At 67.8% G+C, this 21,953-nt stretch carries 33 protein-coding genes; 31 read left to right on the plus strand and 2 right to left on the minus strand.

Annotation, left to right across the window (positions count from 1 at the left end; translation table 11 throughout):
- Position 1: 1 nt before the first annotated feature.
- The 3 genes from ACFVS8_RS04810 to ACFVS8_RS04820 are packed head-to-tail and all read left to right on the plus strand — an operon-like array spanning position 2 to position 1,682.
- On the plus strand, positions 2-439 hold the full coding sequence (locus ACFVS8_RS04810; protein ID WP_387058316.1) for a hypothetical protein: 438 nt from the start codon (positions 2-4) through the stop codon (positions 437-439).
- On the plus strand, positions 436-1,170 hold the full coding sequence (locus tag ACFVS8_RS04815; RefSeq protein ID WP_387058318.1) for a hypothetical protein: 735 nt from the start codon (positions 436-438) through the stop codon (positions 1,168-1,170). Before ACFVS8_RS04810 ends, ACFVS8_RS04815 begins: the two co-directional genes overlap by 4 nt.
- Positions 1,171-1,208: 38 nt before the next feature.
- The gene (locus ACFVS8_RS04820; RefSeq protein ID WP_387058321.1) at positions 1,209-1,682 is read left to right on the plus strand and encodes a DUF6121 family protein; all 474 of its coding nucleotides are present in this window, start codon (positions 1,209-1,211) and stop codon (positions 1,680-1,682) included.
- A 55-nt stretch (positions 1,683-1,737) separates the two neighbouring features.
- Here ACFVS8_RS04820 and ACFVS8_RS04825 read toward each other — a convergent pair whose 3' ends face one another.
- Positions 1,738-2,379 (minus strand): YigZ family protein, encoded by a 642-nt coding sequence (locus ACFVS8_RS04825; RefSeq protein WP_387058323.1) that lies wholly within the window; start codon positions 2,377-2,379, stop codon positions 1,738-1,740.
- Between the two features lie 104 nt (positions 2,380-2,483).
- Between ACFVS8_RS04825 and ACFVS8_RS04830 the strand changes: the two genes are divergently transcribed.
- The 6 genes from ACFVS8_RS04830 (at position 2,484) to ACFVS8_RS04855 (ending at position 9,116) form a co-directional block, all read left to right on the plus strand.
- Positions 2,484-3,131, plus strand: coding sequence for a spermidine/putrescine ABC transporter substrate-binding protein (locus ACFVS8_RS04830; protein ID WP_387058325.1), 648 nt, complete (start codon positions 2,484-2,486; stop codon positions 3,129-3,131).
- A 232-nt stretch (positions 3,132-3,363) separates the two neighbouring features.
- A complete protein-coding gene (gene rpsL / locus ACFVS8_RS04835) occupies positions 3,364-3,738 on the plus strand; it encodes a 30S ribosomal protein S12 (RefSeq protein WP_022889720.1) in 375 nt (124 codons plus the stop codon).
- Entirely contained in the window at positions 3,738-4,208 is a 471-nt protein-coding gene (rpsG, locus tag ACFVS8_RS04840; RefSeq protein WP_022889721.1) for a 30S ribosomal protein S7, read from the plus strand. Before rpsL ends, rpsG begins: the two co-directional genes overlap by 1 nt.
- 86 nt (positions 4,209-4,294) lie before the next feature.
- Positions 4,295-6,409 carry an elongation factor G gene (fusA, locus tag ACFVS8_RS04845; RefSeq protein ID WP_387058328.1) on the plus strand — a complete coding sequence of 705 codons (2,115 nt, stop codon included), beginning with the start codon at positions 4,295-4,297 and terminating at the stop codon, positions 6,407-6,409.
- A 134-nt stretch (positions 6,410-6,543) separates the two neighbouring features.
- A complete protein-coding gene (tuf, locus tag ACFVS8_RS04850; protein WP_387058331.1) occupies positions 6,544-7,734 on the plus strand; it encodes an elongation factor Tu in 1,191 nt (396 codons plus the stop codon).
- Positions 7,735-7,889: 155 nt separating this feature from the next.
- Positions 7,890-9,116, plus strand: coding sequence for an acyltransferase family protein (locus tag ACFVS8_RS04855; protein WP_387058333.1), 1,227 nt, complete (start codon positions 7,890-7,892; stop codon positions 9,114-9,116).
- 12 nt (positions 9,117-9,128) lie between these two features.
- On the opposite strand, the gene ACFVS8_RS04860 is transcribed toward ACFVS8_RS04855, so the two are convergent.
- A complete protein-coding gene (locus tag ACFVS8_RS04860; protein WP_387058335.1) occupies positions 9,129-9,593 on the minus strand; it encodes an OsmC family protein in 465 nt (154 codons plus the stop codon).
- Between the two features lie 612 nt (positions 9,594-10,205).
- Between ACFVS8_RS04860 and rpsJ the strand changes: the two genes are divergently transcribed.
- From rpsJ to ACFVS8_RS04970, 22 genes are all read left to right on the plus strand, one after another.
- Complete coding sequence (rpsJ, locus tag ACFVS8_RS04865) at positions 10,206-10,514, plus strand: 30S ribosomal protein S10 (protein ID WP_017201594.1); 309 nt, start codon at positions 10,206-10,208, stop codon at positions 10,512-10,514.
- Positions 10,515-10,522: 8 nt separating this feature from the next.
- The gene (gene rplC / locus ACFVS8_RS04870) at positions 10,523-11,179 is read left to right on the plus strand and encodes a 50S ribosomal protein L3 (protein ID WP_067878929.1); all 657 of its coding nucleotides are present in this window, start codon (positions 10,523-10,525) and stop codon (positions 11,177-11,179) included.
- Positions 11,180-11,182: 3 nt separating this feature from the next.
- On the plus strand, positions 11,183-11,845 hold the full coding sequence (rplD, locus tag ACFVS8_RS04875) for a 50S ribosomal protein L4 (RefSeq protein WP_387058338.1): 663 nt from the start codon (positions 11,183-11,185) through the stop codon (positions 11,843-11,845).
- A complete protein-coding gene (rplW, locus tag ACFVS8_RS04880; protein WP_153685731.1) occupies positions 11,842-12,144 on the plus strand; it encodes a 50S ribosomal protein L23 in 303 nt (100 codons plus the stop codon). Before rplD ends, rplW begins: the two co-directional genes overlap by 4 nt.
- A gap of 16 nt (positions 12,145-12,160) precedes the next feature.
- Positions 12,161-13,000 (plus strand): 50S ribosomal protein L2, encoded by an 840-nt coding sequence (rplB, locus tag ACFVS8_RS04885; protein WP_387058340.1) that lies wholly within the window; start codon positions 12,161-12,163, stop codon positions 12,998-13,000.
- A 12-nt stretch (positions 13,001-13,012) separates the two neighbouring features.
- A complete protein-coding gene (gene rpsS, locus ACFVS8_RS04890) occupies positions 13,013-13,294 on the plus strand; it encodes a 30S ribosomal protein S19 (protein WP_022889728.1) in 282 nt (93 codons plus the stop codon).
- A 25-nt stretch (positions 13,295-13,319) separates the two neighbouring features.
- Complete coding sequence (gene rplV / locus ACFVS8_RS04895; RefSeq protein WP_055860181.1) at positions 13,320-13,685, plus strand: 50S ribosomal protein L22; 366 nt, start codon at positions 13,320-13,322, stop codon at positions 13,683-13,685.
- The gene (gene rpsC, locus ACFVS8_RS04900) at positions 13,685-14,437 is read left to right on the plus strand and encodes a 30S ribosomal protein S3 (RefSeq protein WP_130353515.1); all 753 of its coding nucleotides are present in this window, start codon (positions 13,685-13,687) and stop codon (positions 14,435-14,437) included. Before rplV ends, rpsC begins: the two co-directional genes overlap by 1 nt.
- Before the next feature lie 2 nt (positions 14,438-14,439).
- Positions 14,440-14,859, plus strand: coding sequence for a 50S ribosomal protein L16 (gene rplP / locus ACFVS8_RS04905; protein WP_149161171.1), 420 nt, complete (start codon positions 14,440-14,442; stop codon positions 14,857-14,859).
- Positions 14,859-15,182 (plus strand): 50S ribosomal protein L29, encoded by a 324-nt coding sequence (gene rpmC, locus ACFVS8_RS04910; protein WP_157414685.1) that lies wholly within the window; start codon positions 14,859-14,861, stop codon positions 15,180-15,182. Before rplP ends, rpmC begins: the two co-directional genes overlap by 1 nt.
- Positions 15,183-15,184: 2 nt before the next feature.
- Entirely contained in the window at positions 15,185-15,490 is a 306-nt protein-coding gene (gene rpsQ, locus ACFVS8_RS04915) for a 30S ribosomal protein S17 (RefSeq protein WP_387058347.1), read from the plus strand.
- Between the two features lie 32 nt (positions 15,491-15,522).
- A complete protein-coding gene (gene rplN, locus ACFVS8_RS04920) occupies positions 15,523-15,891 on the plus strand; it encodes a 50S ribosomal protein L14 (protein WP_055860166.1) in 369 nt (122 codons plus the stop codon).
- Positions 15,892-15,893: 2 nt separating this feature from the next.
- Positions 15,894-16,253: a 50S ribosomal protein L24 gene (gene rplX / locus ACFVS8_RS04925; protein ID WP_387058350.1), complete on the plus strand. Its 360-nt coding sequence runs from the start codon at positions 15,894-15,896 to the stop codon at positions 16,251-16,253.
- Positions 16,253-16,840, plus strand: coding sequence for a 50S ribosomal protein L5 (rplE, locus tag ACFVS8_RS04930; protein ID WP_387058353.1), 588 nt, complete (start codon positions 16,253-16,255; stop codon positions 16,838-16,840). Before rplX ends, rplE begins: the two co-directional genes overlap by 1 nt.
- Positions 16,841-17,008: 168 nt before the next feature.
- On the plus strand, positions 17,009-17,407 hold the full coding sequence (rpsH, locus tag ACFVS8_RS04935) for a 30S ribosomal protein S8 (protein ID WP_387058355.1): 399 nt from the start codon (positions 17,009-17,011) through the stop codon (positions 17,405-17,407).
- Between the two features lie 4 nt (positions 17,408-17,411).
- Entirely contained in the window at positions 17,412-17,948 is a 537-nt protein-coding gene (gene rplF / locus ACFVS8_RS04940; protein ID WP_387058358.1) for a 50S ribosomal protein L6, read from the plus strand.
- A gap of 2 nt (positions 17,949-17,950) precedes the next feature.
- Positions 17,951-18,310 carry a 50S ribosomal protein L18 gene (gene rplR / locus ACFVS8_RS04945; RefSeq protein ID WP_387058361.1) on the plus strand — a complete coding sequence of 120 codons (360 nt, stop codon included), beginning with the start codon at positions 17,951-17,953 and terminating at the stop codon, positions 18,308-18,310.
- Between the two features lie 26 nt (positions 18,311-18,336).
- Positions 18,337-19,008: a 30S ribosomal protein S5 gene (gene rpsE / locus ACFVS8_RS04950; RefSeq protein ID WP_255368844.1), complete on the plus strand. Its 672-nt coding sequence runs from the start codon at positions 18,337-18,339 to the stop codon at positions 19,006-19,008.
- On the plus strand, positions 19,008-19,193 hold the full coding sequence (gene rpmD, locus ACFVS8_RS04955; RefSeq protein WP_022889741.1) for a 50S ribosomal protein L30: 186 nt from the start codon (positions 19,008-19,010) through the stop codon (positions 19,191-19,193). The genes rpsE and rpmD overlap by 1 nt, the downstream gene beginning before the upstream one ends.
- Positions 19,193-19,864, plus strand: coding sequence for a 50S ribosomal protein L15 (rplO, locus tag ACFVS8_RS04960; RefSeq protein ID WP_387058364.1), 672 nt, complete (start codon positions 19,193-19,195; stop codon positions 19,862-19,864). The genes rpmD and rplO overlap by 1 nt, the downstream gene beginning before the upstream one ends.
- Before the next feature lie 138 nt (positions 19,865-20,002).
- Positions 20,003-21,322 carry a preprotein translocase subunit SecY gene (gene secY / locus ACFVS8_RS04965; RefSeq protein WP_387058367.1) on the plus strand — a complete coding sequence of 440 codons (1,320 nt, stop codon included), beginning with the start codon at positions 20,003-20,005 and terminating at the stop codon, positions 21,320-21,322.
- On the plus strand, positions 21,319-21,951 hold the full coding sequence (locus ACFVS8_RS04970; protein ID WP_387058370.1) for an adenylate kinase: 633 nt from the start codon (positions 21,319-21,321) through the stop codon (positions 21,949-21,951). Before secY ends, ACFVS8_RS04970 begins: the two co-directional genes overlap by 4 nt.
- The last annotated feature ends 2 nt before the right edge of the window (positions 21,952-21,953 follow it).

Consider the following 21,953-nt stretch of genomic DNA (forward strand, 5'->3'; position numbering starts at 1 on the left):
GATGATGAAGCGGGTTCGAGGGCTGCTGGTCGGGGGCGTCGTGCTCTCGGTCGTCTTGACGATGTCGGCGTGCTTCCGGTCGAGCCCCGAAGACGGACTCCGGTCGGTCGAGCAGGCGGTGCGCGACGCGTCGCCGGCCTTCGGCGAGGTGTACGTCGAGAGCGGCAAGGACGGACTCTCGAGGTACGTCTACCTCGAACTGGTCATGACCGGCGACGAACTCTCGGCCGACGACCTCTCGGCCGCGCTCACGGCGGCCGGGCGGAGCGTGCCCGACGGATACGAGTTCGTCCGCATCGTCGCGCGCGACAGCGGGGGCGAGATGCTCGACCTCACGGCCGTCGTCGAGGAGACCGGCGTCGCCGGCGCGGTCATGCTCGACGACACGTACGCGAGCATCTTCGTCGAGGCGCTGCGCGACTTCGCCGCCGACCGATGAGCATGGACATCCGTCGGCCTCGCCTCGACTTCGCGCTGCCCGGAACCTGGTGGAGCGCGCCGCTCGATGCCGATGCCGAGGCGCGCATGGCGGCGATCGCCGAGTTCGTGCGGGAGCTGTACGGCCGCCGCGACGACCTGGCGCGCACCCGCGCCGAGCACCGGGCTCGGCTCTCGCGCGCGATCGACGAGGCCGCACGCGGCGGAGCCGTGCAGATGCACGTCTCGGAGGCGAACGAGGGCGGCATCGCGTTCGCCTCGACGCTCACCGAGTACGCGCTCCCGGCGGTCTTCGGTGCGAGCGCTGAGCCGTCGGTGCTCGCCGACCGCGTCGTCGGCGCGCTGGCGAACGTCGCCGGCGATCACTGGTCGGCGTTCGCCGCCGATGGGGGCACCGCCTTCGCGAAGGGCGACTCGATCGTGCTCCGACGCGTGACGCGCCGAGGCCCCGACGGCACCGACACCCCCGACGCACCCGACACTCCCGCGGGCGACGACGCCGCCGACGCGCACGGTGCCGCACCGGAGCGCGGAGCCGAGGCCGCCGAGTCCCTCACCGCCGACTACTGGCTGACGGTCCCGGGCCGGGCCGAGGTCGCGCTCGTCAGCCTGTCGAGCGTGCTCGGCCCGCTGGAGCCGCTCATGCTCGAGCTCTTCGATCGCATCATCGCGGCGGCGGAGTGGCGGGCAGCGCCTTCGCTCCGCGACGAGCTCGCCGGGCGCGCCGGCTGACGCGTCGGCTGACGCGACCGGCGCGTACGCTCGGAGGCATGGATCCCCGCCGCACCGCCTGGGCCGTCGCCGGGTTCGCCGCGGCGCTCGACCTCGCGCTCGTGGTCTGCGCCTACGGATTCGTGAGCCTGCTGGCCGACGTCGAGGTCGTGGCCGATCCGCAGGTCGGGGTGCTCGTCGTGCCCGTCGCGGTCGGGGCGTCCGCACTGGCGCTGCTCGTGACGCTGGGCTTCCGCCTCGCGCGGCCCGAACGGCTGACCTCGACGGTGGTCATCGCCGGCGCCGCGAGCTGGGCGACCCTGGTGCTCGTGGCCGTTCTCGGGCACCTCATGACCTCGACCGGCGGCGTGCTCGGGAGCGTCGCGTTCGGCGTGCTGTTCGGGCTGGGCTGGTTCGGGCTGCTCGTGCCGGTCGCCGCCGCGATCGTCTCGGCGATCGCGGTGCTCGTCGCACGTGGCAGGCAGCACGGCATGCAGCGCCCCCGCTGGCCGTGGGAGCACGACGACGAGTGACGGGCGTCACGCGGCGTCGGACGTCAGGCGCTCTTCGAGGCCGGCGGATGCCGCGTCAGGCCGGGTCGTCGACGTGCACGGTGCCGCCGATCACCGCCAGCGCGGCGCCGCCCGTGAGCTCGGCGACGCGTGCCACGAAGGCGTCCGTCGCCGAGGGCGGAACCCCGACGTCGATGCGCATGCCCTCGCCGTACTCGACGTGCAGCGGAGTGTGGCCGAGGCGGCGCAGCTCGGCCTCGAGCGAGGGTCCGCGCTCGTAGCCCGCGTGCACCTCGACGGTCGTGCGGAGGCTCCGGGTCACCCGGGTCGCGGCCCTGGCGGACTCCTGCACCGAGGCGGTGTAGGCGCGCACCAGCCCTCCCGTGCCGAGCAGCACGCCGCCGAAGTACCGGGCGACCACCGCGACGACGTCGCTCAGCCCCTCGCCGCGCAGCGCCTCGAGCATGGGCTGCCCGGCCGTTCCCGACGGCTCGCCGTCGTCGCTCGACCGCGCGAGCTCGCCGCGCGGGCCGATGAGGAACGCCGTGCAGTGGTGACCGGCCTTCGGTTCGGCGGCGCGCACCTCGGCGATGACGGCGCGCGCGGCATCCTCGTCGGTGGCCCGCGCGAGCACGCAGATGAACCGCGACCGTTCGATCTCGAGCTCGGTCCGCACGCTCGCCGAGATGGTCGTGTAGGTCCCGGATGCCGCGTGCATGCCGTCATTCTCCCCGACCAGGGGCCGACCGACCTGCGCCCGCCGCGTGCCGACCGTTCGCCCGACGGCGACGCGGCGGCATCCCGCGCAGTATCGTGAACCACGTGGAGGGATCGGTCGAGGCGCGCGTGAGCCACGAGGTCGACCGCTGGCTGCAGTGGCTGCCGCGGTGGCGCCCCGGCACGCACCGTTCGCGCGTGCGCCTCTGCCAGCGCTGCTTCGGATCGCCGATCCTCGCCGCGGCCGGCCTCGACGTCGACGTGCCGCATCCGGTGCAGCACTCGTTCTCGATGCGCATGAAGGGCGTCATCGACCTCGCTGTCGACGACTACACGGCGCGCAACCTGCCGATGCTCCACCGCGAGATCCGGCTGGCCGAGGAGCGCAAGGCGCGCCGGCCCTACCGGGCGGGCGAGGGACTCGACCCCGAGTTCGCGGGCCTCGACGTCGACCCCGAGCCGGTCGCCGACCAGCCGTTCCTGTTCACCCTGGGCGGGCTCGAGCAGGAGACCGCGGCCGAGGCGGCCGAGCCGGCCCCGCGCCCGTTCACGCCCGACGAGAAGGAGGCCCTCCGCGAGGAGGTGCGCCTCGCCGACGAGTTCGCGAAGCAGCTCGGCCGGCGCATCTGCGTCGAGCTCGCGCAGCACCGCTACCGCATCGGCAACGCGATCGAGCGCCTCGTCGAGCCGCAGGTCGCCGAGATGCTCGCCGACCTCGATCGGGAGCTCGACGCACCGGGCTGGCCGAGCTGAGCGACGCCTGCGAGACCGCTGGGCGGCCGCCCGCGGCATCCGCCCTCATTTGACCGCAACGTTACGCGGCATTACCATAGATCGGGTGTGCGCGCTTCGGCGTGCACATTCAGGGCGTCTCGCCCCCACGGCATACCCACCAACACATGTCCACGCGGCTTCGCGCGGACGGTGGGTCGTGATGTGAAATCCATCAAACGCTGTCACCGTGCAGCACCAACAAGGAGAAGCAGTGCCAACCATTCAGCAGTTGGTCCGCAAGGGTCGCTCGCCCAAGGTCACCAAGACCAAGGCGCCCGCCCTGAAGGCCAACCCCCAGCAGCGCGGCGTGTGCACGCGTGTGTACACCACCACCCCGAAGAAGCCGAACTCCGCGCTCCGCAAGGTCGCCCGTGTGAAGCTCTCCAACGGCACCGAGGTCACCGCCTACATCCCCGGTGAGGGCCACAACCTGCAGGAGCACTCGATGGTGCTCGTTCGCGGCGGTCGTGTGAAGGACCTCCCGGGTGTCCGTTACAAGATCATCCGCGGCGCCCTCGACACGCAGGCCGTGAAGAACCGCAAGCAGGCTCGCAGCCGCTACGGCGCGAAGATGGAGAAGAAGTAATGCCTCGCAAGGGACCCGCTCCGAAGCGCCCCGTCGTCGCAGACCCCGTCTACGGCTCGCCGGTCGTCAGCCAGCTCGTCAACAAGATCCTCGTCGACGGCAAGAAGGACCTCGCTCAGCGCATCGTCTACGAAGCGCTCGAGAACGTGGCCGCCAAGTCCGGCCAGGACGCCGTCGCCACCCTCAAGAAGGCGCTCGACAACGTGCGCCCCACCCTCGAGGTGCGCTCGCGCCGCGTCGGCGGTTCGACCTACCAGGTCCCCGTCGAGGTCAAGCCGCACCGCGCCAACACCCTCGCCCTCCGCTGGCTCACGAGCTACGCGAAGGCCCGTCGCGAGAAGACGATGACCGAGCGTCTCACCAACGAGATCCTCGACGCGTCGAACAGCCTCGGTGCAGCCGTCAAGCGTCGTGAAGACACGCACAAGATGGCCGAGTCGAACCGCGCATTCGCCCACTACCGCTGGTAGCAGGCCGAGCGGATGCCGCGGCCGAGCGTCGCGGCATCCGCTCCACCCCTTCCCCCTTCCGTTCCTGAACATCCGGAGGAACCCCCGTGGCACAAGACGTGCTCACCGACCTGAGCAAGGTCCGCAACATCGGCATCATGGCCCACATCGATGCCGGCAAGACCACCACCACTGAGCGCATCCTGTTCTACACGGGCGTCAACCACAAGATCGGCGAGACCCACGACGGCGCCTCGACGACCGACTGGATGGAGCAGGAGAAGGAGCGCGGCATCACGATCACGTCTGCCGCCGTGACCTGCTTCTGGAACAAGAACCAGATCAACATCATCGACACCCCCGGCCACGTGGACTTCACGGTCGAGGTCGAGCGCTCGCTCCGCGTGCTCGACGGTGCGGTCGCCGTCTTCGACGGCAAGGAGGGCGTCGAGCCCCAGTCCGAGACCGTGTGGCGTCAGGCCGACAAGTACAACGTCCCCCGCATCTGCTTCGTCAACAAGATGGACAAGCTCGGCGCGGACTTCTACTTCACGGTCGACACGATCATCTCGCGCCTCGGCGCGAAGCCCCTGGTCATGCAGCTCCCGATCGGCTCCGAGTCGAGCTTCGAGGGCGTCGTCGACCTCATCGAGATGCGCGCGCTCACGTGGCGCGGTGACGCAAAGGGTGACGTCCAGATGGGCGCCAAGTACGAGATCGAGCCCATCCCGGCCGACCTCGTCGAGAAGGCCGAGGAGTACCGCACCGCGCTGCTCGAGACCGTCGCCGAGTCCGACGACGCGCTGCTCGAGAAGTACTTCGGCGGCGAGGAGCTCACGGTCGCCGAGATCAAGGGCGCGATTCGCAAGATGACCGTCAACTCCGAGATCTACCCCGTGCTCTGCGGCTCCGCGTTCAAGAACCGCGGCGTGCAGCCCATGCTCGACGCCGTCATCGACTACCTGCCGTCGCCGCTCGACGTGCCGGCCGTCGAGGGCCGCAACCCCCGCAACGAAGACGAGATCATCGAGCGTCACGCCGACGCGAACGACCCGTTCTCGGCGCTGGCCTTCAAGGTCGCCGTGCACCCGTTCTTCGGCCGTCTCACCTACGTGCGCGTCTACTCGGGTCACCTCGACTCGGGTGCCCAGGTCATCAACTCGACCAAGGGCAAGAAGGAGCGCATCGGCAAGATCTTCCAGATGCACGCCAACAAGGAGAACCCGGTCGACTCGGTCACCGCGGGCAACATCTACGCCGTCATCGGTCTCAAGGACACGACGACCGGCGACACGCTGTGCGACCCCGACAACCAGGTCGTGCTCGAGTCGATGACCTTCCCCGACCCCGTGATCGAGGTCGCCATCGAGCCGAAGACCAAGGCCGACCAGGAGAAGCTGGGCACCGCGATCCAGAAGCTCGCCGAGGAAGACCCGACGTTCCGCACCGAGCTCAACCAGGAGACCGGCCAGACCGTCATCAAGGGCATGGGCGAGCTGCACCTCGACATCCTCGTCGACCGCATGAAGCGCGAGTTCAACGTCGAGGCCAACGTGGGCAAGCCCCAGGTCGCGTACCGCGAGACCATCAAGCGCGCGGTCGAGAAGCACGACTACACCCACAAGAAGCAGACGGGTGGTTCGGGCCAGTTCGCGAAGATCCAGTTCGCGCTCGAGCCCCTCGAGGTCACGGCCGACAAGACGTACGAGTTCGAGAACAAGGTCACGGGTGGCCGCGTTCCGCGCGAGTACATCCCCTCGGTCGACGCCGGATTCCAGGACGCCATGCAGTACGGCATCCTCGCCGGTTACCCGATGGTCGGCGTCAAGGCCATGCTCCTTGACGGCGCCGCTCACGACGTCGACTCCTCGGAGATGGCGTTCAAGATCGCCGGCTCGATGGGCTTCAAGGAAGCCGCTCGGAAGGCGAACCCGGTTCTGCTCGAGCCGCTCATGTCCGTCGAGGTCCGCACCCCTGAGGAATACATGGGTGATGTCATCGGCGACCTGAACTCGCGTCGCGGTCAGATCCAGTCGATGGAGGATGCCGCAGGCGTGAAGGTCGTGCGTGCGCACGTCCCGCTCTCGGAGATGTTCGGCTACATCGGCGACCTGCGGTCCAAGACCTCGGGCCGCGCGGTGTACTCGATGGAGTTCGAGAGCTACGCGGAGGTCCCGAAGGCTGTCGCCGACGAGATCGTCCAGAAGAACAAGGGCGAATAACCTCCCTGGCGGGGGCCTCGGCCCTCTCCGACGCACGAGCCAGCCGGTTCGCGTAACATATCTACAAACCCCGTAGATCGCCGGTCGCAATCCAGCGCCCGGAGGTTCTACACGAGTCCTGAGGAGGACCCACAGTGGCTAAGGCCAAGTTCGAGCGGACCAAGCCGCACGTCAACATCGGAACGATCGGTCACGTCGACCACGGCAAGACCACGCTCACCGCGGCGATCTCGAAGGTGCTTGCTGACAAGTACCCCTCGGCGACCAACGTTCAGCGCGACTTCGCGTCGATCGACTCGGCTCCCGAGGAGCGCCAGCGCGGCATCACGATCAACATCTCGCACGTCGAGTACGAGACGCCGAAGCGCCACTACGCGCACGTCGACGCCCCTGGTCACGCCGACTACATCAAGAACATGATCACCGGTGCGGCTCAGATGGACGGCGCGATCCTCGTGGTCGCCGCCACCGACGGCCCGATGGCTCAGACGCGTGAGCACGTGCTGCTCGCCAAGCAGGTCGGCGTGCCCTACCTGCTCGTCGCGCTGAACAAGTCCGACATGGTCGACGACGAGGAGATCCTGGAGCTCGTCGAGCTCGAGGTCTCCGAGCTGCTCGCCAGCCAGGGCTTCGCCGAGGACGCCCCCGTCGTCCGCGTCTCGGGCCTCAAGGCTCTCGAGGGCGACGAGAAGTGGGTCGAGTCGATCGTCGAGCTCATGGACAAGGTCGACGAGTTCATCCCCGACCCGGTCCGCGACAAGGACAAGCCCTTCCTCATGCCCGTCGAGGACGTCTTCACGATCACCGGTCGTGGCACCGTCGTCACGGGTCGCGCCGAGCGCGGCACGCTGAAGATCAACTCCGAGGTCGAGATCGTCGGCATCCGCCCGACGCAGAAGACCACGGTCACGGGTATCGAGATGTTCCACAAGCAGCTCGACGAGGCCTGGGCCGGCGAGAACTGCGGTCTCCTGCTCCGCGGCACCAAGCGCGAGGACGTCGAGCGCGGCCAGGTCGTCGTGGCCCCCGGTTCGGTCACCCCGCACACGAACTTCGAGGGCACCGCGTACATCCTGTCCAAGGATGAGGGTGGGCGTCACAACCCGTTCTACGCGAACTACCGTCCGCAGTTCTACTTCCGCACCACCGACGTCACCGGCGTCATCACGCTGCCCGAGGGCACCGAGATGGTCATGCCCGGCGACACCACCGACATGACGGTCGAGCTCATCCAGCCGATCGCCATGGAGGAGGGCCTCGGCTTCGCCATCCGCGAGGGTGGCCGCACCGTCGGCGCCGGTACCGTCACGAAGATCGTCAAGTAACGACTTCGCGACAGCGACCTTGAACGGGGTCGGACCTTCGGGTCCGGCCCCGTTCTGTCGTTCCCGCGTCCGCGGGCAGACTCGCACGAGATGCACGGCACCGTGTAACCGGTCCGACATGTTCTCGACCCCCCGAGAGGGTTACGCTGGTTGGGATGGCATCATCCCCCGCGGTACCCCGTACGACCACCGTGCGGCCCGAGATCCAGGCGCTCCGGGCCGTGGCGGTCGCGGCCGTGGTGCTGCACCACGGGTGGCCGGCCGTCGCCCCCGCCGGGTACATGGGCGTCGACGTCTTCTTCGTCGTCTCGGGGTACCTGATCACGGCACTGCTCCTGCGCGAGGTGCACCGCACCGGCGGCATCTCGCTGCGGCAGTTCTACGTGCGACGGGCCCGCCGCATCCTGCCCGCCGCGATGGCCGTCCTGCTCGCCGTCTCCGCCGCGACGCTCGCGTTCGCGCCGTACCGGGACTGGGCCGCGTACTTCCGCGAGATCGTCGCGAGCGCCTTCTACGTCGAGAACTGGCGCCTCGCCGCGGACTCGCAGACGCCCGCGTCGGCCGACCTCGAGTCGACCCCCGTGCAGCACTTCTGGTCGCTCTCGGTCGAGGAGCAGTTCTACCTGGCCTGGCCGCTGCTGATCCTGCTCGCCCTGTGGGTCTTCCATCGCAGGGGCGTGCCGCTGCGCCGCGTGCTCTGGGCGGTGCTCGGCTCGGTGTCGGTGCTCTCGTTCGCCTGGTCGCTCGTGCTGACGGCCGACGACCACAACCTCGCCTACTTCTCGACCCTCTCCCGGGCGTGGGAGTTCGGCGTCGGGGGGCTGCTGGCCCTCCTCACGGCGACGGTGCCGCGTGCTGCGGCCGTGCACCTGAAGGTCGCACGCTCCTGGGCCTCGTGGGCCGGCCTCGCGCTCATCGCGGTGCCCATCGTCACGTTCCACGACACCGAGGCGTTCCCCGGCCTGTGGGTGCTGCTCCCGGTCGTCGGCACGCTGGCGATCATCTGGGCCGGCATGCCCGACCTCCCGTGGTCGACCGCGCGCCTCGCCGGGCTCCGCCCCGTGCAGTGGGTGGGCGACATCTCGTACTCGTTGTACCTCTGGCACTGGCCGATCTTCATGTTCGTGCCGATGATCACGGGCGTGCCGAGCCCGCCGGCGCTCATGGTCGTGCTCGTCGCCGTCGCGCTCGGCGTCTCGGCCCTGTCGAAGCGGTTCATCGAAGACCCGTTCCGGCGACGCGTCGGCCCGGTCGGGTCGCACCCACGGGTGCTCGCCGGAGCGCTGGCCTTCACGCTCGCGGGCGTGGTCGCGCTCGGGTCGGTCGCCCCGGGGATCGCGGCCGACGAACTCGTCTGCCGCAAGCACGGCACCGAGCGCTGATCGCCCGGGGCCTCACTCGCCGACGTCGACGATCTCCTTGACGATCTCGATGTCCTGCTCGACGCTGCGCGCCACGGTGCAGCTCCGTGCGATCGAGGCGTCGATGAGCTTCGCGAGCTTCGCGCGCTCGGCGTCATCGAGTTCGGCGAGCGGGATCAGCAGCTCCTCGTCGATGCGGTCGTAGCGGTTGTCGGGGTCGGAGCCGCCGTGCGCCCAGACCGTGAAGGCGACGTCGTCGCCGAGCCGCCGGGAGATCACGGCGTCGGCGCTCATGCCGGAGCAGGCCGCCAGGGCCAGCTTGAGCAGCTCTCCGGGCGAGAAGTGCCCGGGCGTGCCCAGCGGGCCGACCGCCACGGTCGCACCCGACGCATTGCGTCCCTCGAACGTGCGCACGCCCGTTCGCGCGGCCGACACGCTTCCGTCGGCGGCGCGAGCGCTCTCTCGGTGATGGATGCCGGTGGCGGGAGTCTTCGTCATACCGTCATCCTCCTCGCCGCATCGGGCATGGCGGTAGGGGAGGGCCGATGCCCGGAAGACTCACAGGCCCCCGTGGGATGATGGAGGAGTACCGACGATGCGAGGTTCCGCACGATGCGCGGTTCGGGGGGGTCGTGATCCGGGGTTTCGCCCGGAATCATGCGCGACACGCCCGGGTTGCAGCAATGTGCCGAATATGGCAAACTTGGTGAGTTCAACATTTCGGGCGTGCGCTCTGCGTGCGTCCGGATCACTGCCAGGCAGTGCATAACCACCCGCGCAGCAGCGCCGAGGGCCTCAGGCCACCGGGTCGCCGCGCGCCAGGGGTCAGGTTAGGCCGCGGGCAGCAGAACACGACTGAACCGAAACCAACACAGCCTTGGGCGAATCATGTCTTCCGCGAGGACGACACGCCCGAGCGCGGGGTCGGGGAGTGGCTCGCGGGTCGAGCGTGCCGAGGTCACCGGACGGAAGCAGTTCCGAGCGGTGGTTTCGACAGGCTCGATCACGGGCATTGACAGAAGAACAGTGGTTGCTTCAGCACAGAAGTCGCTACGCGGCGTCCGATGCCCTCGGAAGGGGTAAGACGCCTTGACAGAGAGAGAGTTCGACATGGCGGGACAGAAGATCCGCATTCGACTGAAGTCGTATGACCACGAGGTCATCGACACCTCGGCGCGCAAGATCGTCGACACGGTGACCCGCGCGGGCGCCACGGTCGTCGGCCCCGTGCCGCTTCCGACCGAGAAGAACGTGGTGTGCGTCATCCGTTCGCCCCACAAGTACAAGGACAGCCGCGAGCACTTCGAGATGCGCACCCACAAGCGTCTCATCGACATCGTGGACCCGACGCCCAAGGCCGTCGACTCGCTCATGCGTCTCGACCTCCCGGCCGACGTCAACATCGAGATCAAGCTCTGAGGTAACCGATGTCTTCCGCTACCAAGAACGTGAAGGGTCTGCTCGGCACCAAGCTCGGCATGACCCAGGTGTGGGACGAGAACAACAAGCTCGTGCCCGTGACCGTCATCGAGATCGCCCCCAACGTGGTCACCCAGCTCCGCACCGTCGAGAAGGACGGCTACGAGGCTGTGCAGATCGCCGCAGGCGCCATCGACCCCCGCAAGGTCAACCAGCCCGCGACCGGCCACTTCGCCGCCGCAGGCGTGACCCCCCGCCGCCACGTGACCGAGGTCCGCACCGCGGACGCCGCGTCGTACGCGCTCGGCCAGGAGCTCCCCGTCGAGGGTGCCTTCGAGGCCGGCCAGCTCGTCGACGTCGTCGGCACGAGCAAGGGCAAGGGCTTCGCCGGTGTCATGAAGCGCCACAACTTCAAGGGCGTCTCCGCTTCGCACGGTTCGCACCGCAACCACCGCAAGCCCGGTTCCATCGGTGCCTCGTCGACGCCCAGCCGCGTCTTCAAGGGCATGCGCATGGCCGGCCGCATGGGTGGCGAGCGCGTGACCGTGCTCAACCTCCGCGTGCACGCCGTCGACGCCGAGAAGGGCCTGCTGCTCGTCAAGGGCGCCGTCCCCGGTGCGCGCGGCCGTCTCGTTTTCGTCCGCAACGCAGTGAAGGGGGCGTAGTCCATGGCTACCGCGACCAACACCATCGACACCCTCGACGTCACCGGCAAGAAGTCCGGCACCGTTGAGCTCCCCGCCGAGCTCTTCGACGTGCAGACCAACGTGCCGCTGATCCACCAGGTCGTCGTCGCCCAGCTCGCCGCAGCGCGTCAGGGCACCCACAAGACCAAGACCCGTGGTGAGGTCTCCGGCGCCGGCCGCAAGCCGTTCAAGCAGAAGGGCACCGGCCGCGCTCGTCAGGGCTCGATCCGCGCTCCTCAGATGACCGGCGGTGGCATCGTCCACGGACCGCAGCCGCGCGACTACTCGCAGCGCACCCCCAAGAAGATGATCGCCGCCGCTCTGCTCGGCTCGCTGTCCGACCGCGCTCGCGGCGGCCGCGTCCACGCAGTCGAGGGCTTCGTCGCCGGCGACGTCGCGAAGACGAAGGACGCCCTCGCGCTCCTCACGTCGATCGCGCCGGCCAAGCGCTACCTCGTGGTGCTGACCCGCGGCGAGGAGCTCTCCGAGCGCGCCGTGCGCAACATCCCGACCGTGCACGTGCTGCCGGTCGACCAGCTGAACGCCTACGACGTGCTCGTCTCCGACGACATCGTCTTCAGCACCGCCGCGCTCGAGGCCTTCATCGCCTCGAAGACGGCGAAGAAGGAAGAGGTCGCCGCATGAGCGCCGCACACAACAAGGACCCGCGCGACATCATCATCGCGCCGGTCGTCTCGGAGAAGAGCTACGGCCTGATCGACGAGGGCAAGTACACGTTCATCGTGGACCCCCGCTCGAACAAGACCGAGATCAAGCTCGCCATCGAGAAGATCTTCAACGTCCAGGTGGCGTCGATCAACACCCTGAACCGTCAGGGCAAGACCCGCCGTACCCGGTTCGGCATGGGCAAGCGCAAGGACACCAAGCGCGCGATCGTCACCCTCAAGTCCGGCTCGATCGACATCTTCACGGCTGTCGGCTAAGGAGCAGAGGAAGAACATGGCTATTCGTAAGTACAAGCCGACGACCCCGGGTCGTCGCGGTTCGTCCGTCGCCGACTTCGCGGAGATCACGCGTTCGACGCCCGAGAAGTCGCTGCTCAAGCCGCTCTCGAAGACCGGTGGTCGCAACAACCAGGGTCGCATCACGACCCGTCACATCGGTGGTGGCCACAAGCGCCAGTACCGTGTGATCGACTTCCGTCGCAACGACAAGGACGGCGTGCCCGCCAAGGTCGCTCACATCGAGTACGACCCCAACCGCACCGCCCGCATCGCGCTGCTGCACTTCGCAGACGGCACGAAGCGCTACATCCTCGCACCGGCCAAGCTGCAGCAGGGCGACCCGATCGAGTCGGGCCCCGGCGCCGACATCAAGCCGGGCAACAACCTGCCGCTGAAGAACATCCCGACCGGTACCGTCGTGCACGCCATCGAGCTGCGCCCCGGTGGCGGCGCGAAGATGGCTCGCTCGGCCGGCGCCTCGGTGCGTCTCGTCGCCAAGGACGGCCCCTACGCGCAGCTCCGTCTGCCCTCGGGCGAGATCCGCAACGTCGACGCGCGCTGCCGCGCGACCGTCGGCGAGGTCGGCAACGCCGAGCAGTCGAACATCAACTGGGGCAAGGCCGGCCGCATGCGCTGGAAGGGCGTCCGCCCGACCGTGCGTGGTGTCGCGATGAACCCGATCGACCACCCGCACGGTGGTGGTGAGGGCAAGACCTCCGGTGGTCGCCACCCGGTCAGCCCCTGGGGCAAGTCCGAGGGACGCACGCGTCGCCCCAACAAGGAAAGCGACAAGCTCATCGTCCGTCGTCGCACCGTCGGCAAGAAGCGCAAGTAGGAGTAAGAGAAGATGCCTCGCAGTCTTAAGAAGGGCCCCTTCGTCGACGAGCACCTGCTTCGCAAGGTCGTCGTCCAGAACGAAGCCGGTTCCAAGAACGTCATCAAGACGTGGTCCCGTCGCTCGATGATCATCCCGGCCATGCTCGGGCACACGATCGCCGTGCACGACGGCCGCAAGCACATCCCGGTGTTCGTCACCGAGACCATGGTGGGTCACAAGCTCGGAGAGTTCGCGCCCACTCGCACCTTCCGTGGACACGTGAAGGACGACAAGAAGGGTCGCCGCCGCTGACGCGGGGGCGAAAAGGAGGAGAGAAATGGTGGAGTCGATCGCACGCGTGCGTCACATCCGCGTGACCCCCATGAAGGCCCGTCGCGTCGTCAACCTGATCCGCGGCAAGCAGGCACAGGAGGCACTCGCCATCCTGAAGTTCGCACCCCAGAGTGCGAGCGAGCCGGTGTACAAGCTCGTCGCCTCGGCCATCGCGAACGCTCGCGTCAAGGCCGATGCAACGAACACCTACCTGGACGAGCAGGACCTCTACATCAGCCGCGCATTCGTCGATGAGGGCACCACCCTCAAGCGATTCCAGCCGCGCGCGCAGGGTCGTGCCTTCCGCATCAACAAGCGAACGAGCCACATCACCGTCGTGCTCGCCACGCCCGAGGAGGGTACGAAGTAATGGGTCAGAAAGTCAACCCGTACGGCTTCCGTCTCGGCATCACCACCGACCACGTGTCGCGGTGGTTCTCCGACTCGACCAAGCCCGGACAGCGCTACGCCGACTACCTCGCCGAGGACGTCAAGATCCGTCGCCTGCTCCAGACCTCGCTCGACCGCGCGGGAGTCTCGCGCATCGAGATCGAGCGCACCCGTGACCGCGTGCGTGTGGACATCCACACCGCGCGTCCCGGCATCGTGATCGGCCGCCGCGGCGCCGAGGCCGAGCGCATCCGCGCCGACCTCGAGAAGCTGACCGGCAAGCAGATCCAGCTCAACATCCTCGAGGTGAAGAACCCCGAGGCCGACGCCCAGCTCGTCGCGCAGGGCATCGCCGAGCAGCTCTCCGCACGTGTGGCCTTCCGCCGCGCGATGCGCAAGGGCCTGCAGGGTGCACAGCGCGCCGGCGCCAAGGGCGTCCGCATCCAGGTCTCCGGCCGCCTCGGCGGCGCCGAGATGAGCCGCTCGGAGTTCTACCGCGAAGGCCGTGTGCCCCTGCACACGCTCCGCGCGAACATCGACTACGGCTTCTACGAGGCCAAGACCACCTTCGGCCGCATCGGCGTGAAGGTCTGGATCTACAAGGGCGACATCACCAACAAGGAGCTCGCACGCGAGCAGGCTTCGCAGAAGCCCTCGCGCGGCGACCGCAATGACCGTCCCCGCCGTGCGCCCAAGGCGCAGGAGCCGGTTGCAGCAGGAGTTGAGGCATAACCATGTTGATTCCCCGTCGAGTCAAGTACCGCAAGCAGCACCACCCCGGCCGCTCGGGCCAGGCCACCGGTGGCACCAAGGTGTCGTTCGGTGAGTTCGGCATCCAGGCGCTGACGCCCGCTTACGTGACCAACCGTCAGATCGAGTCCGCTCGTATCGCCATGACGCGTCACATCAAGCGTGGCGGCAAGGTGTGGATCAACATCTACCCCGACCGTCCGCTCACGAAGAAGCCGGCCGAGACCCGCATGGGTTCCGGTAAGGGTTCGCCCGAGTGGTGGGTCGCCAACGTCAAGCCGGGTCGCGTCCTGTTCGAGGTCTCGGGCGTCTCCGAGGAGCTCGCCCGCGAGGCCATGACCCGTGCCATCCACAAGCTGCCCCTCAAGGCACGCATCATCAAGCGCGAGGAGGGCGACGCATAATGTCCGTCGGAACGAAGGAGCTCGCCACCGTCGAGCTCGACACCTTTGAAGACGAGCGACTCGTCGACGAGCTGAAGAAGGCCAAGGAAGAGCTGTTCAACCTGCGCTTCCAGTCGGCCACCGGCCAGCTCGAGAGCCACGGCCGCCTCCGTGCGGTCAAGCGCGACATCGCCCGCATCTACACGGTCATCCGTGAGCGCGAGCTCGGCATCCGTGCCACTCCCGCACCGGTCGAGGCTCCGGCCAAGGCTGAGAAGAAGACGAAGAAGGCCAAGGCCGAGGCGGAAGCCCCTGCTGAGGTCGCAGAGACGAAGGAGGCCTGATCATGGCTGAGACCAAGAAGGCTGCTGCAGCCGAGGTCGCCGAGTCGGCCGAGCTCGTTCGCGGGTACCGCAAGGTGCGTCGCGGCTACGTCGTCAGCGACAAGATGGACAAGACCATCGTCGTCGAGGTCGAGGACCGCGTGAAGCACCCGCTGTACGGCAAGGTCATCCGCCGCACCTCGAAGATCAAGGCGCACGACGAGGCGAACACCGCCGGCATCGGCGACCTCGTCGTGATCTCCGAGACCCGTCCGCTCTCCGCCACGAAGCGCTGGCGCCTCGTCGAGATCGCCGAGAAGGCCAAGTAAGCCCCTGGCTTGCTTGAGAGAAGGAGACAACAGTGCTTCAGCAGGAATCACGAGTCAAGGTCGCCGACAACACCGGCGCCAAGGAGCTGCTCACCATTCGCGTTCTCGGCGGGTCGAAGCGTCGCTACGCCGGCCTCGGTGACGTCATCGTCGCCACGGTCAAGGACGCGATCCCCGGCGGCAACGTCAAGAAGGGCGATGTGGTCAAGGCCGTCATCGTCCGCACCGTCAAGGAGACCCGTCGTCCCGACGGCTCCTACATCAAGTTCGACGAGAACGCCGCAGTGATCCTGAAGAACGATGGTGAGCCCCGCGGCACCCGTATCTTCGGACCGGTCGGTCGCGAGCTCCGCGACAAGAAGTTCATGAAGATCATCTCGCTGGCACCGGAGGTTATCTAGTCATGGCCAACATCAAGAAGGGTGACCTCGTGCAGGTCATCTCGGGCCGCAGCCAGGCTCGCGGCGGAGACCGCGGCAAGCAGGGCAAGGTCATCGAGGTGCTCGTCGCCGAGAACCGCGTCGTCGTGCAGGGTGTGAACTTCATCACCAAGCACGTGCGCGTCGGCCAGACGCAGCGCGGTTCGAAGACCGGCGGCATCGAGACCCACGAGGCTCCGATCCACGTCTCGAACGTCGCGCTCGTCGACCCCGAGACGAAGAAGCCGACCCGCGTCGGCTTCCGCGAAGAGCAGATCACGAAGGACGGCGTCACCAAGACGGTCCGCGTTCGTTACGCAAAGAAGTCAGGCAAGGACATCTGATGACCGACACGGCTACGCAGGCTGGCAAAATCCAGCCGCGACTGAAGACCAAGTACCGGAACGAGATCGCCAAGGCCCTCACCGAGGAGCACGGCTACACCAACGTGCACCAGGTTCCGGGTCTCGTGAAGATCGTCGTGAACATGGGTGTTGGCGAGGCCGCACGCGATGGCAAGGTCATCGACGGCGCGATCGCCGATCTCACCAAGATCACCGGTCAGAAGCCCCAGGTCACCAAGGCCCGCAAGTCCATCGCGCAGTTCAAGCTGCGCGAGGGCCAGGCGATCGGCACGCACGTCACGCTGCGCGGCGACCGCATGTGGGAGTTCCTCGACCGCCTGCTCTCGCTCGCGCTGCCCCGTATCCGCGACTTCCGCGGCCTCTCGGACGCGCAGTTCGACGGCAACGGCAACTACACCTTCGGTCTCACGGAGCAGTCCGTGTTCCACGAGATCGACCAGGACAAGATCGACCGCGTCCGCGGCATGGACATCACCGTGGTGACCACTGCCAAGACCGACGCCGAGGGCCGCTCGCTGCTCAAGCAGCTGGGCTTCCCGTTCCGGTCGGCCGAGGCCGCTCAGTAATTCGTAGTAAGATCTACGGGTTTGTGCCAGCGCCGGCGGGTCTCGGAGCAATCCGAGACCCCGCCGGCACCGGCATACCGGCGGTTCGCAACCGCGTGCCGCCACCACCACAGGTCAACACTCGTGTAACGGGTGCTGAAACCTGGTGAACGTAAGGAACCATCTGCCATGACGATGACCGACCCGGTCGCTGACATGCTGACCCGCCTTCGCAACGCGAACTCGGCGCACCACGACTCCGTGACGATGCCGAACTCGAAGCTGAAGGCGCACATCGCCGAGATCCTCACCAAAGAGGGCTACATCGCCGGCTTCGAGGTGACCGACGCACGCGTCGGCAAGGACCTCACGCTGACCCTCAAGTTCGGCCCGAACCGCGAGCGTTCGATCGCGGGCATCAAGCGCGTCTCGAAGCCCGGCCTCCGCGTCTACGCGAAGTCCACCGAGATCCCCAAGGTGCTCGGCGGCCTCGGCGTCGCGATCCTGTCCACCTCCAGCGGTCTTCTGACCGACCGCCAGGCCGAGAAGAAGGGCGTGGGTGGGGAAGTCCTCGCCTACGTGTGGTAATTCCATGTCACGAATCGGACGACTTCCCATCGACATCCCCGCAGGTGTCGAGGTCAAGGTCGACGGCTCCGCCGTCGCCGTCAAGGGCCCGAAGGGCGAGCTCGCGCTCGTCGTCGCGTCGCCCATCGAGGTCAAGGTCGAGGCGAACCAGGTGCTCGTCACCCGCCCCGACGACGAGCGCGCATCGCGTTCGCTGCACGGCCTGACCCGCACGCTCATCGCGAACCAGATCATCGGCGTCACCCAGGGCTACTCCAAGGGCCTCGAGATCGTCGGTACCGGGTACCGCGTCGCGCAGAAGGGTTCGGCGATCGAGTTCGCGCTCGGTTTCTCGCACCCCGTCACCGTCGAGGCGCCTGCCGGCATCACGCTGACCGTCGAGGGCAACAACAAGCTCACGGTCGCGGGTATCGACAAGCAGGCCGTCGGCGAGACCGCCGCGAACATCCGCAAGATCAAGAAGCCCGAGCCCTACAAGGGCAAGGGCATCCGCTACGCCGGCGAGGTCGTGCGTCGCAAGGCCGGAAAGTCAGGTAAGTAATCATGGCTGTGAAGACCAAGACGGCTGCGCGTTCGCGCCGCCACACCCGCCTTCGCAAGAAGGTCGTCGGCACCGAGCTGCGCCCGCGCCTCGTCGTCACTCGTTCGGCCCGCCACGTGTTCGTGCAGGTCGTCGACGACAGCAAGGGCCTGACGGTCGCCAGCGCCTCGACCATGGAGGCAGACCTCCGCGCGTTCGACGGTGACAAGACCGCCAAGGCCAAGAAGGTCGGCGAGCTCGTCGCAGAGCGCGCCAAGAAGGCCGGCATCGAGTCGGTCGTCTTCGACCGCGGCGGCAACAAGTACGCCGGTCGTGTCGCAGCGATCGCCGATGGAGCGCGAGAGGCAGGGCTCAACCTGTGAGTGAGAACACCGTTAAGGAGACCGAGGTGACTGCAGAGGCACCCGTCGAGACGGCTGCTGCTTCTGAGCCGGCTCGCAACGAGCGCGACAACCGCCGTGGCGGCGGTCGCGACCGCAACCAGGGTGGCCGCGACCGCGGTGGCCGCGACGCCGAGAAGAGCCAGTTCCTCGAGCGCGTCGTGACCATCAACCGCGTGTCGAAGGTCGTCAAGGGCGGTCGTCGCTTCAGCTTCACGGCGCTCGTCGTCGTGGGCGACGGCAACGGCCTCGTGGGCGTCGGCTACGGCAAGGCCCGCGAAGTCCCGACCGCGATCTCGAAGGGCGTCGAGGAGGCGAAGAAGAACTTCTTCCGCGTCCCGCGCGTCGGCGCGACCGTTCCCCACCCCGTCCAGGGTGAGGCTGCGGCCGGTGTCGTGCTGCTGCGCCCGGCTTCGCCCGGTACCGGTGTCATCGCCGGTGGTCCGGTGCGTGCCGTGCTCGAGTGCGCCGGCATCCACGACGTCCTGAGCAAGTCGCTCGGTTCGTCGAACACGATCAACATCGTGCACGCCACGGTCGAGGCGCTCAAGCAGCTCGAAGAGCCGCGCGCCGTCGCCGCCCGTCGTGGTCTCGACTACGACGAGGTCGCACCGGCCCGTCTGCTGCGTGCCGAGGCCCAGGCGGCCGAGGCCGCCGCAGCAGCGAAGGCAGGTGCCTGATGGCCAAGCAGCTCAAGGTGACCCAGATCAAGTCCAAGGTGAGCGAGAAGCAGTACCAGCGTGACACGCTGCGCAGCCTCGGGCTCAAGCGAATCGGCCAGTCGGTCGTGCGTGAAGACACCCCGCAGAACCGCGGCTACGTCAACACGGTCGCGCACCTCGTGAAGGTTGAGGAGATTGACTAATGGCTGACGAGAACATCGACGCCACCGCAGAGGCCCCCAAGAAGGCTCCTGCGAAGAAGGCCGCGGCCAAGCCCGCAGCCGAGAAGGCCGCTGCCCCCAAGGCCGCCGCCGCGAAGAAGGCGCCGGCCAAGGCCGCCGCTGCGAAGGCCGACGACGCGGCTGCCGAGAAGGCTCCCGCGAAGAAGGCCCCCGCGAAGAAGGCCGCTCCCAAGGCCGACGTCGCCGAGCCCCGCGAGTCCGTGCTGAAGGTGCACCACCTTCGTCCGGCCCCCGGTGCCAAGAAGGACAAGACCCGCGTCGGACGCGGTGAGGGTTCCAAGGGCAAGACGGCCGGTCGCGGCACCAAGGGTTCGAAGGCCCGCAACAACATCCGCCCCGGTTTCGAGGGTGGACAGCTTCCGTACCACATGCGTGCGCCGAAGCTGCGCGGCTTCAAGAACCCGTTCCGCGTGGAGTACCAGGTCGTGAACCTGGACAAGCTGGCCGAGCTCTACCCGAAGGGCGGCGATGTCACCATCGCCGACCTCGTCGAGAAGGGCGCAGTCCGCAAGAACGAGCGCGTCAAGGTGCTCGGCAACGGCGACATCCAGGTCAAGCTGACCGTGGCTGTCGACAAGGTCTCCGGCTCGGCTGAGCAGAAGATCGTCGCCGCCGGCGGCTCGGTCAAGTAAGACCAAAGCACCACAACCGGTTCGAGCCTGTCGGGACCTCGCGTATGATTCACGAGGGTCTCGACAGGCTCGAGCCATATTTGGACTGACTCCACGACGGAGTAAGACTGACTCCACGACGGAGTAACAGGAGGACGAGTGTTCAACGCCATCGGGCGGATCTTCCGCACGCCGGATCTTCGCCGCAAGCTCGGGTTCACGCTGGGCATCGTCGCCCTGTTCCGGCTTGGCTCGTTCATCCCCGCGCCGTTCGTGGACTTCGGCAACGTGCAGGCCTGCCTCGCGGCCAGCCAGAGCACGACGGGCCTCTACGAGCTCGTCAACCTGTTCTCGGGCGGAGCGCTGCTCCAGCTGTCGATCTTCGCGCTGGGCATCATGCCGTACATCACCGCCTCGATCATCGTGCAGCTGCTGCGCGTGGTCATCCCCCACTTCGAGACCCTCTACAAGGAGGGCCAGGCCGGCCAGGGCAAGCTCACGCAGTACACCCGCTACCTGACCATCGCCCTCGGCGTGCTCCAGTCGACCACGCTCATCACGGTGGCCCGTTCCGGCGCACTGTTCCCGTCGGGCGACCCGTCGTGCTCGCAGCTGATCACGAACGACGCCTGGTACGCGATCCTCCTCATGGTCATCACCATGACCGCCGGCACCGGCCTCATCATGTGGATGGGCGAGCTCATCACGGAGCGCGGCATCGGCAACGGCATGTCGCTGCTCATCTTCACGTCGATCGCCTCGACGTTCCCCGGCTCGCTCTGGTCGATCGCCCAGGCCCGCGGCCTCGACACCTTCTTCGTGGTGCTCGCGGTCGGACTCCTCGTGGTCGTCGCGGTCGTGTTCGTCGAGCAGTCCCAGCGGCGCGTGCCGGTGCAGTACGCCAAGCGCATGGTCGGACGCCGCACCTACGGCGGCAACAACACGTACATCCCGATCAAGGTCAACATGGCCGGTGTCGTGCCCGTGATCTTCGCGTCGTCGCTGCTCTACCTGCCCGCTCTCATCGCGCAGTTCAACCAGCCCGCGCAGGGCGAGGAGCCGCAGCCGTGGGTCGTCTGGATCACCAACTACCTGACCAAGGGCGACCACCCGCTCTACATGCTCCTGTACTTCGTGCTCATCGTCGGGTTCACCTACTTCTACGTCGCGATCACGTTCAACCCCGACGAGGTCGCCGAGAACATGAAGAAGTACGGCGGCTTCATCCCCGGCATCCGTGCCGGGCGCCCGACGGCCGAGTACCTCGACTACGTGCTCACGCGCATCACCCTCCCGGGCTCGCTGTACCTCGGTCTGATCGCCCTGCTCCCGCTCATCGCCCTCTCGGCGTTCGGCGCGAACCAGAACTTCCCGTTCGGCGGCGCCTCGATCCTGATCATCGTGGGTGTCGGCCTCGAGACCGTGAAGCAGATCGATGCGCAGCTCCAGCAGCGCCACTACGAAGGGCTCCTCCGATGACGGCCGACTCGACCGCCTCCGCTCGTCTGCTCATCGTCGGCCCCCAGGGCTCGGGCAAGGGCACTCAGGGCGTACTCGTCGCCGAGGCCTTCGGCGTTCCCCAGGTCGCCACGGGCGACATCTTCCGGGCGAACGTCTCGGGCGGCACCGAGCTGGGCAAGCGCGTGCAGGCGATCATCGAAGCCGGCGACCTGGTTCCCGACGCCCTCACCAGCGAACTCGTGCGCGACCGGCTCGAGCAGCCCGACGCCGCCGCGGGCTTCCTGCTCGACGGCTACCCCCGCAACCGCGGCCAGGTCGACGACCTGGCGGGCTTCCTGGCCGGTCGGGGCGAAGCGCTCGACGCGGTGATCGAGCTCGAGGTCCCTCGTGACGAGAGCATCGCCCGTCTGCACGACCGCGCCGTCAAGCAGGGCCGCACCGATGACACCGAAGAGGTCATCGCCAACCGGCTCGCGATCTACGAGCGCGAGACCGCGCCCATCCTCGACGTGTACCGCGCCCAGGGCCTCGTGCTCACGATCGACGGCGTCGGCACGCTCGACGAGGTGACGCAGCGCATCTTCGACGCGCTCGCCGACCGCGGGCTCGTCGCACAGGGCGACGGCGGCAACGGCGCGGCTGCCTGACC

The sequence above is a fragment of the Agromyces sp. NPDC058110 genome, from assembly GCF_042884735.1.
In the GTDB taxonomy this organism is placed as follows: Bacteria; Actinomycetota; Actinomycetes; order Actinomycetales; family Microbacteriaceae; genus Agromyces.

Excerpts from the sequence above, each read along its gene's own strand:
- ACFVS8_RS04810 (WP_387058316.1), top strand. The coding sequence starts at position 2 with ATGATGAAGCGGGTTCGAGGGCTGCTGGTCGGGGGCGTCGTGCTCTCG.
- ACFVS8_RS04815 (WP_387058318.1), top strand. The coding sequence starts at position 436 with ATGAGCATGGACATCCGTCGGCCTCGCCTCGACTTCGCGCTGCCCGGA.
- ACFVS8_RS04820 (WP_387058321.1), top strand. The coding sequence starts at position 1,209 with ATGGATCCCCGCCGCACCGCCTGGGCCGTCGCCGGGTTCGCCGCGGCG.
- ACFVS8_RS04825 (WP_387058323.1), bottom strand. The coding sequence starts at position 2,379 with ATGCACGCGGCATCCGGGACCTACACGACCATCTCGGCGAGCGTGCGG.
- rpsG (WP_022889721.1), top strand. The coding sequence starts at position 3,738 with ATGCCTCGCAAGGGACCCGCTCCGAAGCGCCCCGTCGTCGCAGACCCC.
- ACFVS8_RS04855 (WP_387058333.1), top strand. The coding sequence starts at position 7,890 with ATGGCATCATCCCCCGCGGTACCCCGTACGACCACCGTGCGGCCCGAG.
- ACFVS8_RS04860 (WP_387058335.1), bottom strand. The coding sequence starts at position 9,593 with ATGACGAAGACTCCCGCCACCGGCATCCATCACCGAGAGAGCGCTCGC.
- rpsJ (WP_017201594.1), top strand. The coding sequence starts at position 10,206 with ATGGCGGGACAGAAGATCCGCATTCGACTGAAGTCGTATGACCACGAG.
- rplC (WP_067878929.1), top strand. The coding sequence starts at position 10,523 with ATGTCTTCCGCTACCAAGAACGTGAAGGGTCTGCTCGGCACCAAGCTC.
- rplD (WP_387058338.1), top strand. The coding sequence starts at position 11,183 with ATGGCTACCGCGACCAACACCATCGACACCCTCGACGTCACCGGCAAG.
- rplW (WP_153685731.1), top strand. The coding sequence starts at position 11,842 with ATGAGCGCCGCACACAACAAGGACCCGCGCGACATCATCATCGCGCCG.
- rplB (WP_387058340.1), top strand. The coding sequence starts at position 12,161 with ATGGCTATTCGTAAGTACAAGCCGACGACCCCGGGTCGTCGCGGTTCG.
- rpsS (WP_022889728.1), top strand. The coding sequence starts at position 13,013 with ATGCCTCGCAGTCTTAAGAAGGGCCCCTTCGTCGACGAGCACCTGCTT.
- rplV (WP_055860181.1), top strand. The coding sequence starts at position 13,320 with ATGGTGGAGTCGATCGCACGCGTGCGTCACATCCGCGTGACCCCCATG.
- rpsC (WP_130353515.1), top strand. The coding sequence starts at position 13,685 with ATGGGTCAGAAAGTCAACCCGTACGGCTTCCGTCTCGGCATCACCACC.
- rplP (WP_149161171.1), top strand. The coding sequence starts at position 14,440 with ATGTTGATTCCCCGTCGAGTCAAGTACCGCAAGCAGCACCACCCCGGC.
- rpmC (WP_157414685.1), top strand. The coding sequence starts at position 14,859 with ATGTCCGTCGGAACGAAGGAGCTCGCCACCGTCGAGCTCGACACCTTT.
- rpsQ (WP_387058347.1), top strand. The coding sequence starts at position 15,185 with ATGGCTGAGACCAAGAAGGCTGCTGCAGCCGAGGTCGCCGAGTCGGCC.
- rplX (WP_387058350.1), top strand. The coding sequence starts at position 15,894 with ATGGCCAACATCAAGAAGGGTGACCTCGTGCAGGTCATCTCGGGCCGC.
- rplE (WP_387058353.1), top strand. The coding sequence starts at position 16,253 with ATGACCGACACGGCTACGCAGGCTGGCAAAATCCAGCCGCGACTGAAG.
- rpsH (WP_387058355.1), top strand. The coding sequence starts at position 17,009 with ATGACGATGACCGACCCGGTCGCTGACATGCTGACCCGCCTTCGCAAC.
- rplF (WP_387058358.1), top strand. The coding sequence starts at position 17,412 with ATGTCACGAATCGGACGACTTCCCATCGACATCCCCGCAGGTGTCGAG.
- rplR (WP_387058361.1), top strand. The coding sequence starts at position 17,951 with ATGGCTGTGAAGACCAAGACGGCTGCGCGTTCGCGCCGCCACACCCGC.
- rpmD (WP_022889741.1), top strand. The coding sequence starts at position 19,008 with ATGGCCAAGCAGCTCAAGGTGACCCAGATCAAGTCCAAGGTGAGCGAG.
- rplO (WP_387058364.1), top strand. The coding sequence starts at position 19,193 with ATGGCTGACGAGAACATCGACGCCACCGCAGAGGCCCCCAAGAAGGCT.
- ACFVS8_RS04970 (WP_387058370.1), top strand. The coding sequence starts at position 21,319 with ATGACGGCCGACTCGACCGCCTCCGCTCGTCTGCTCATCGTCGGCCCC.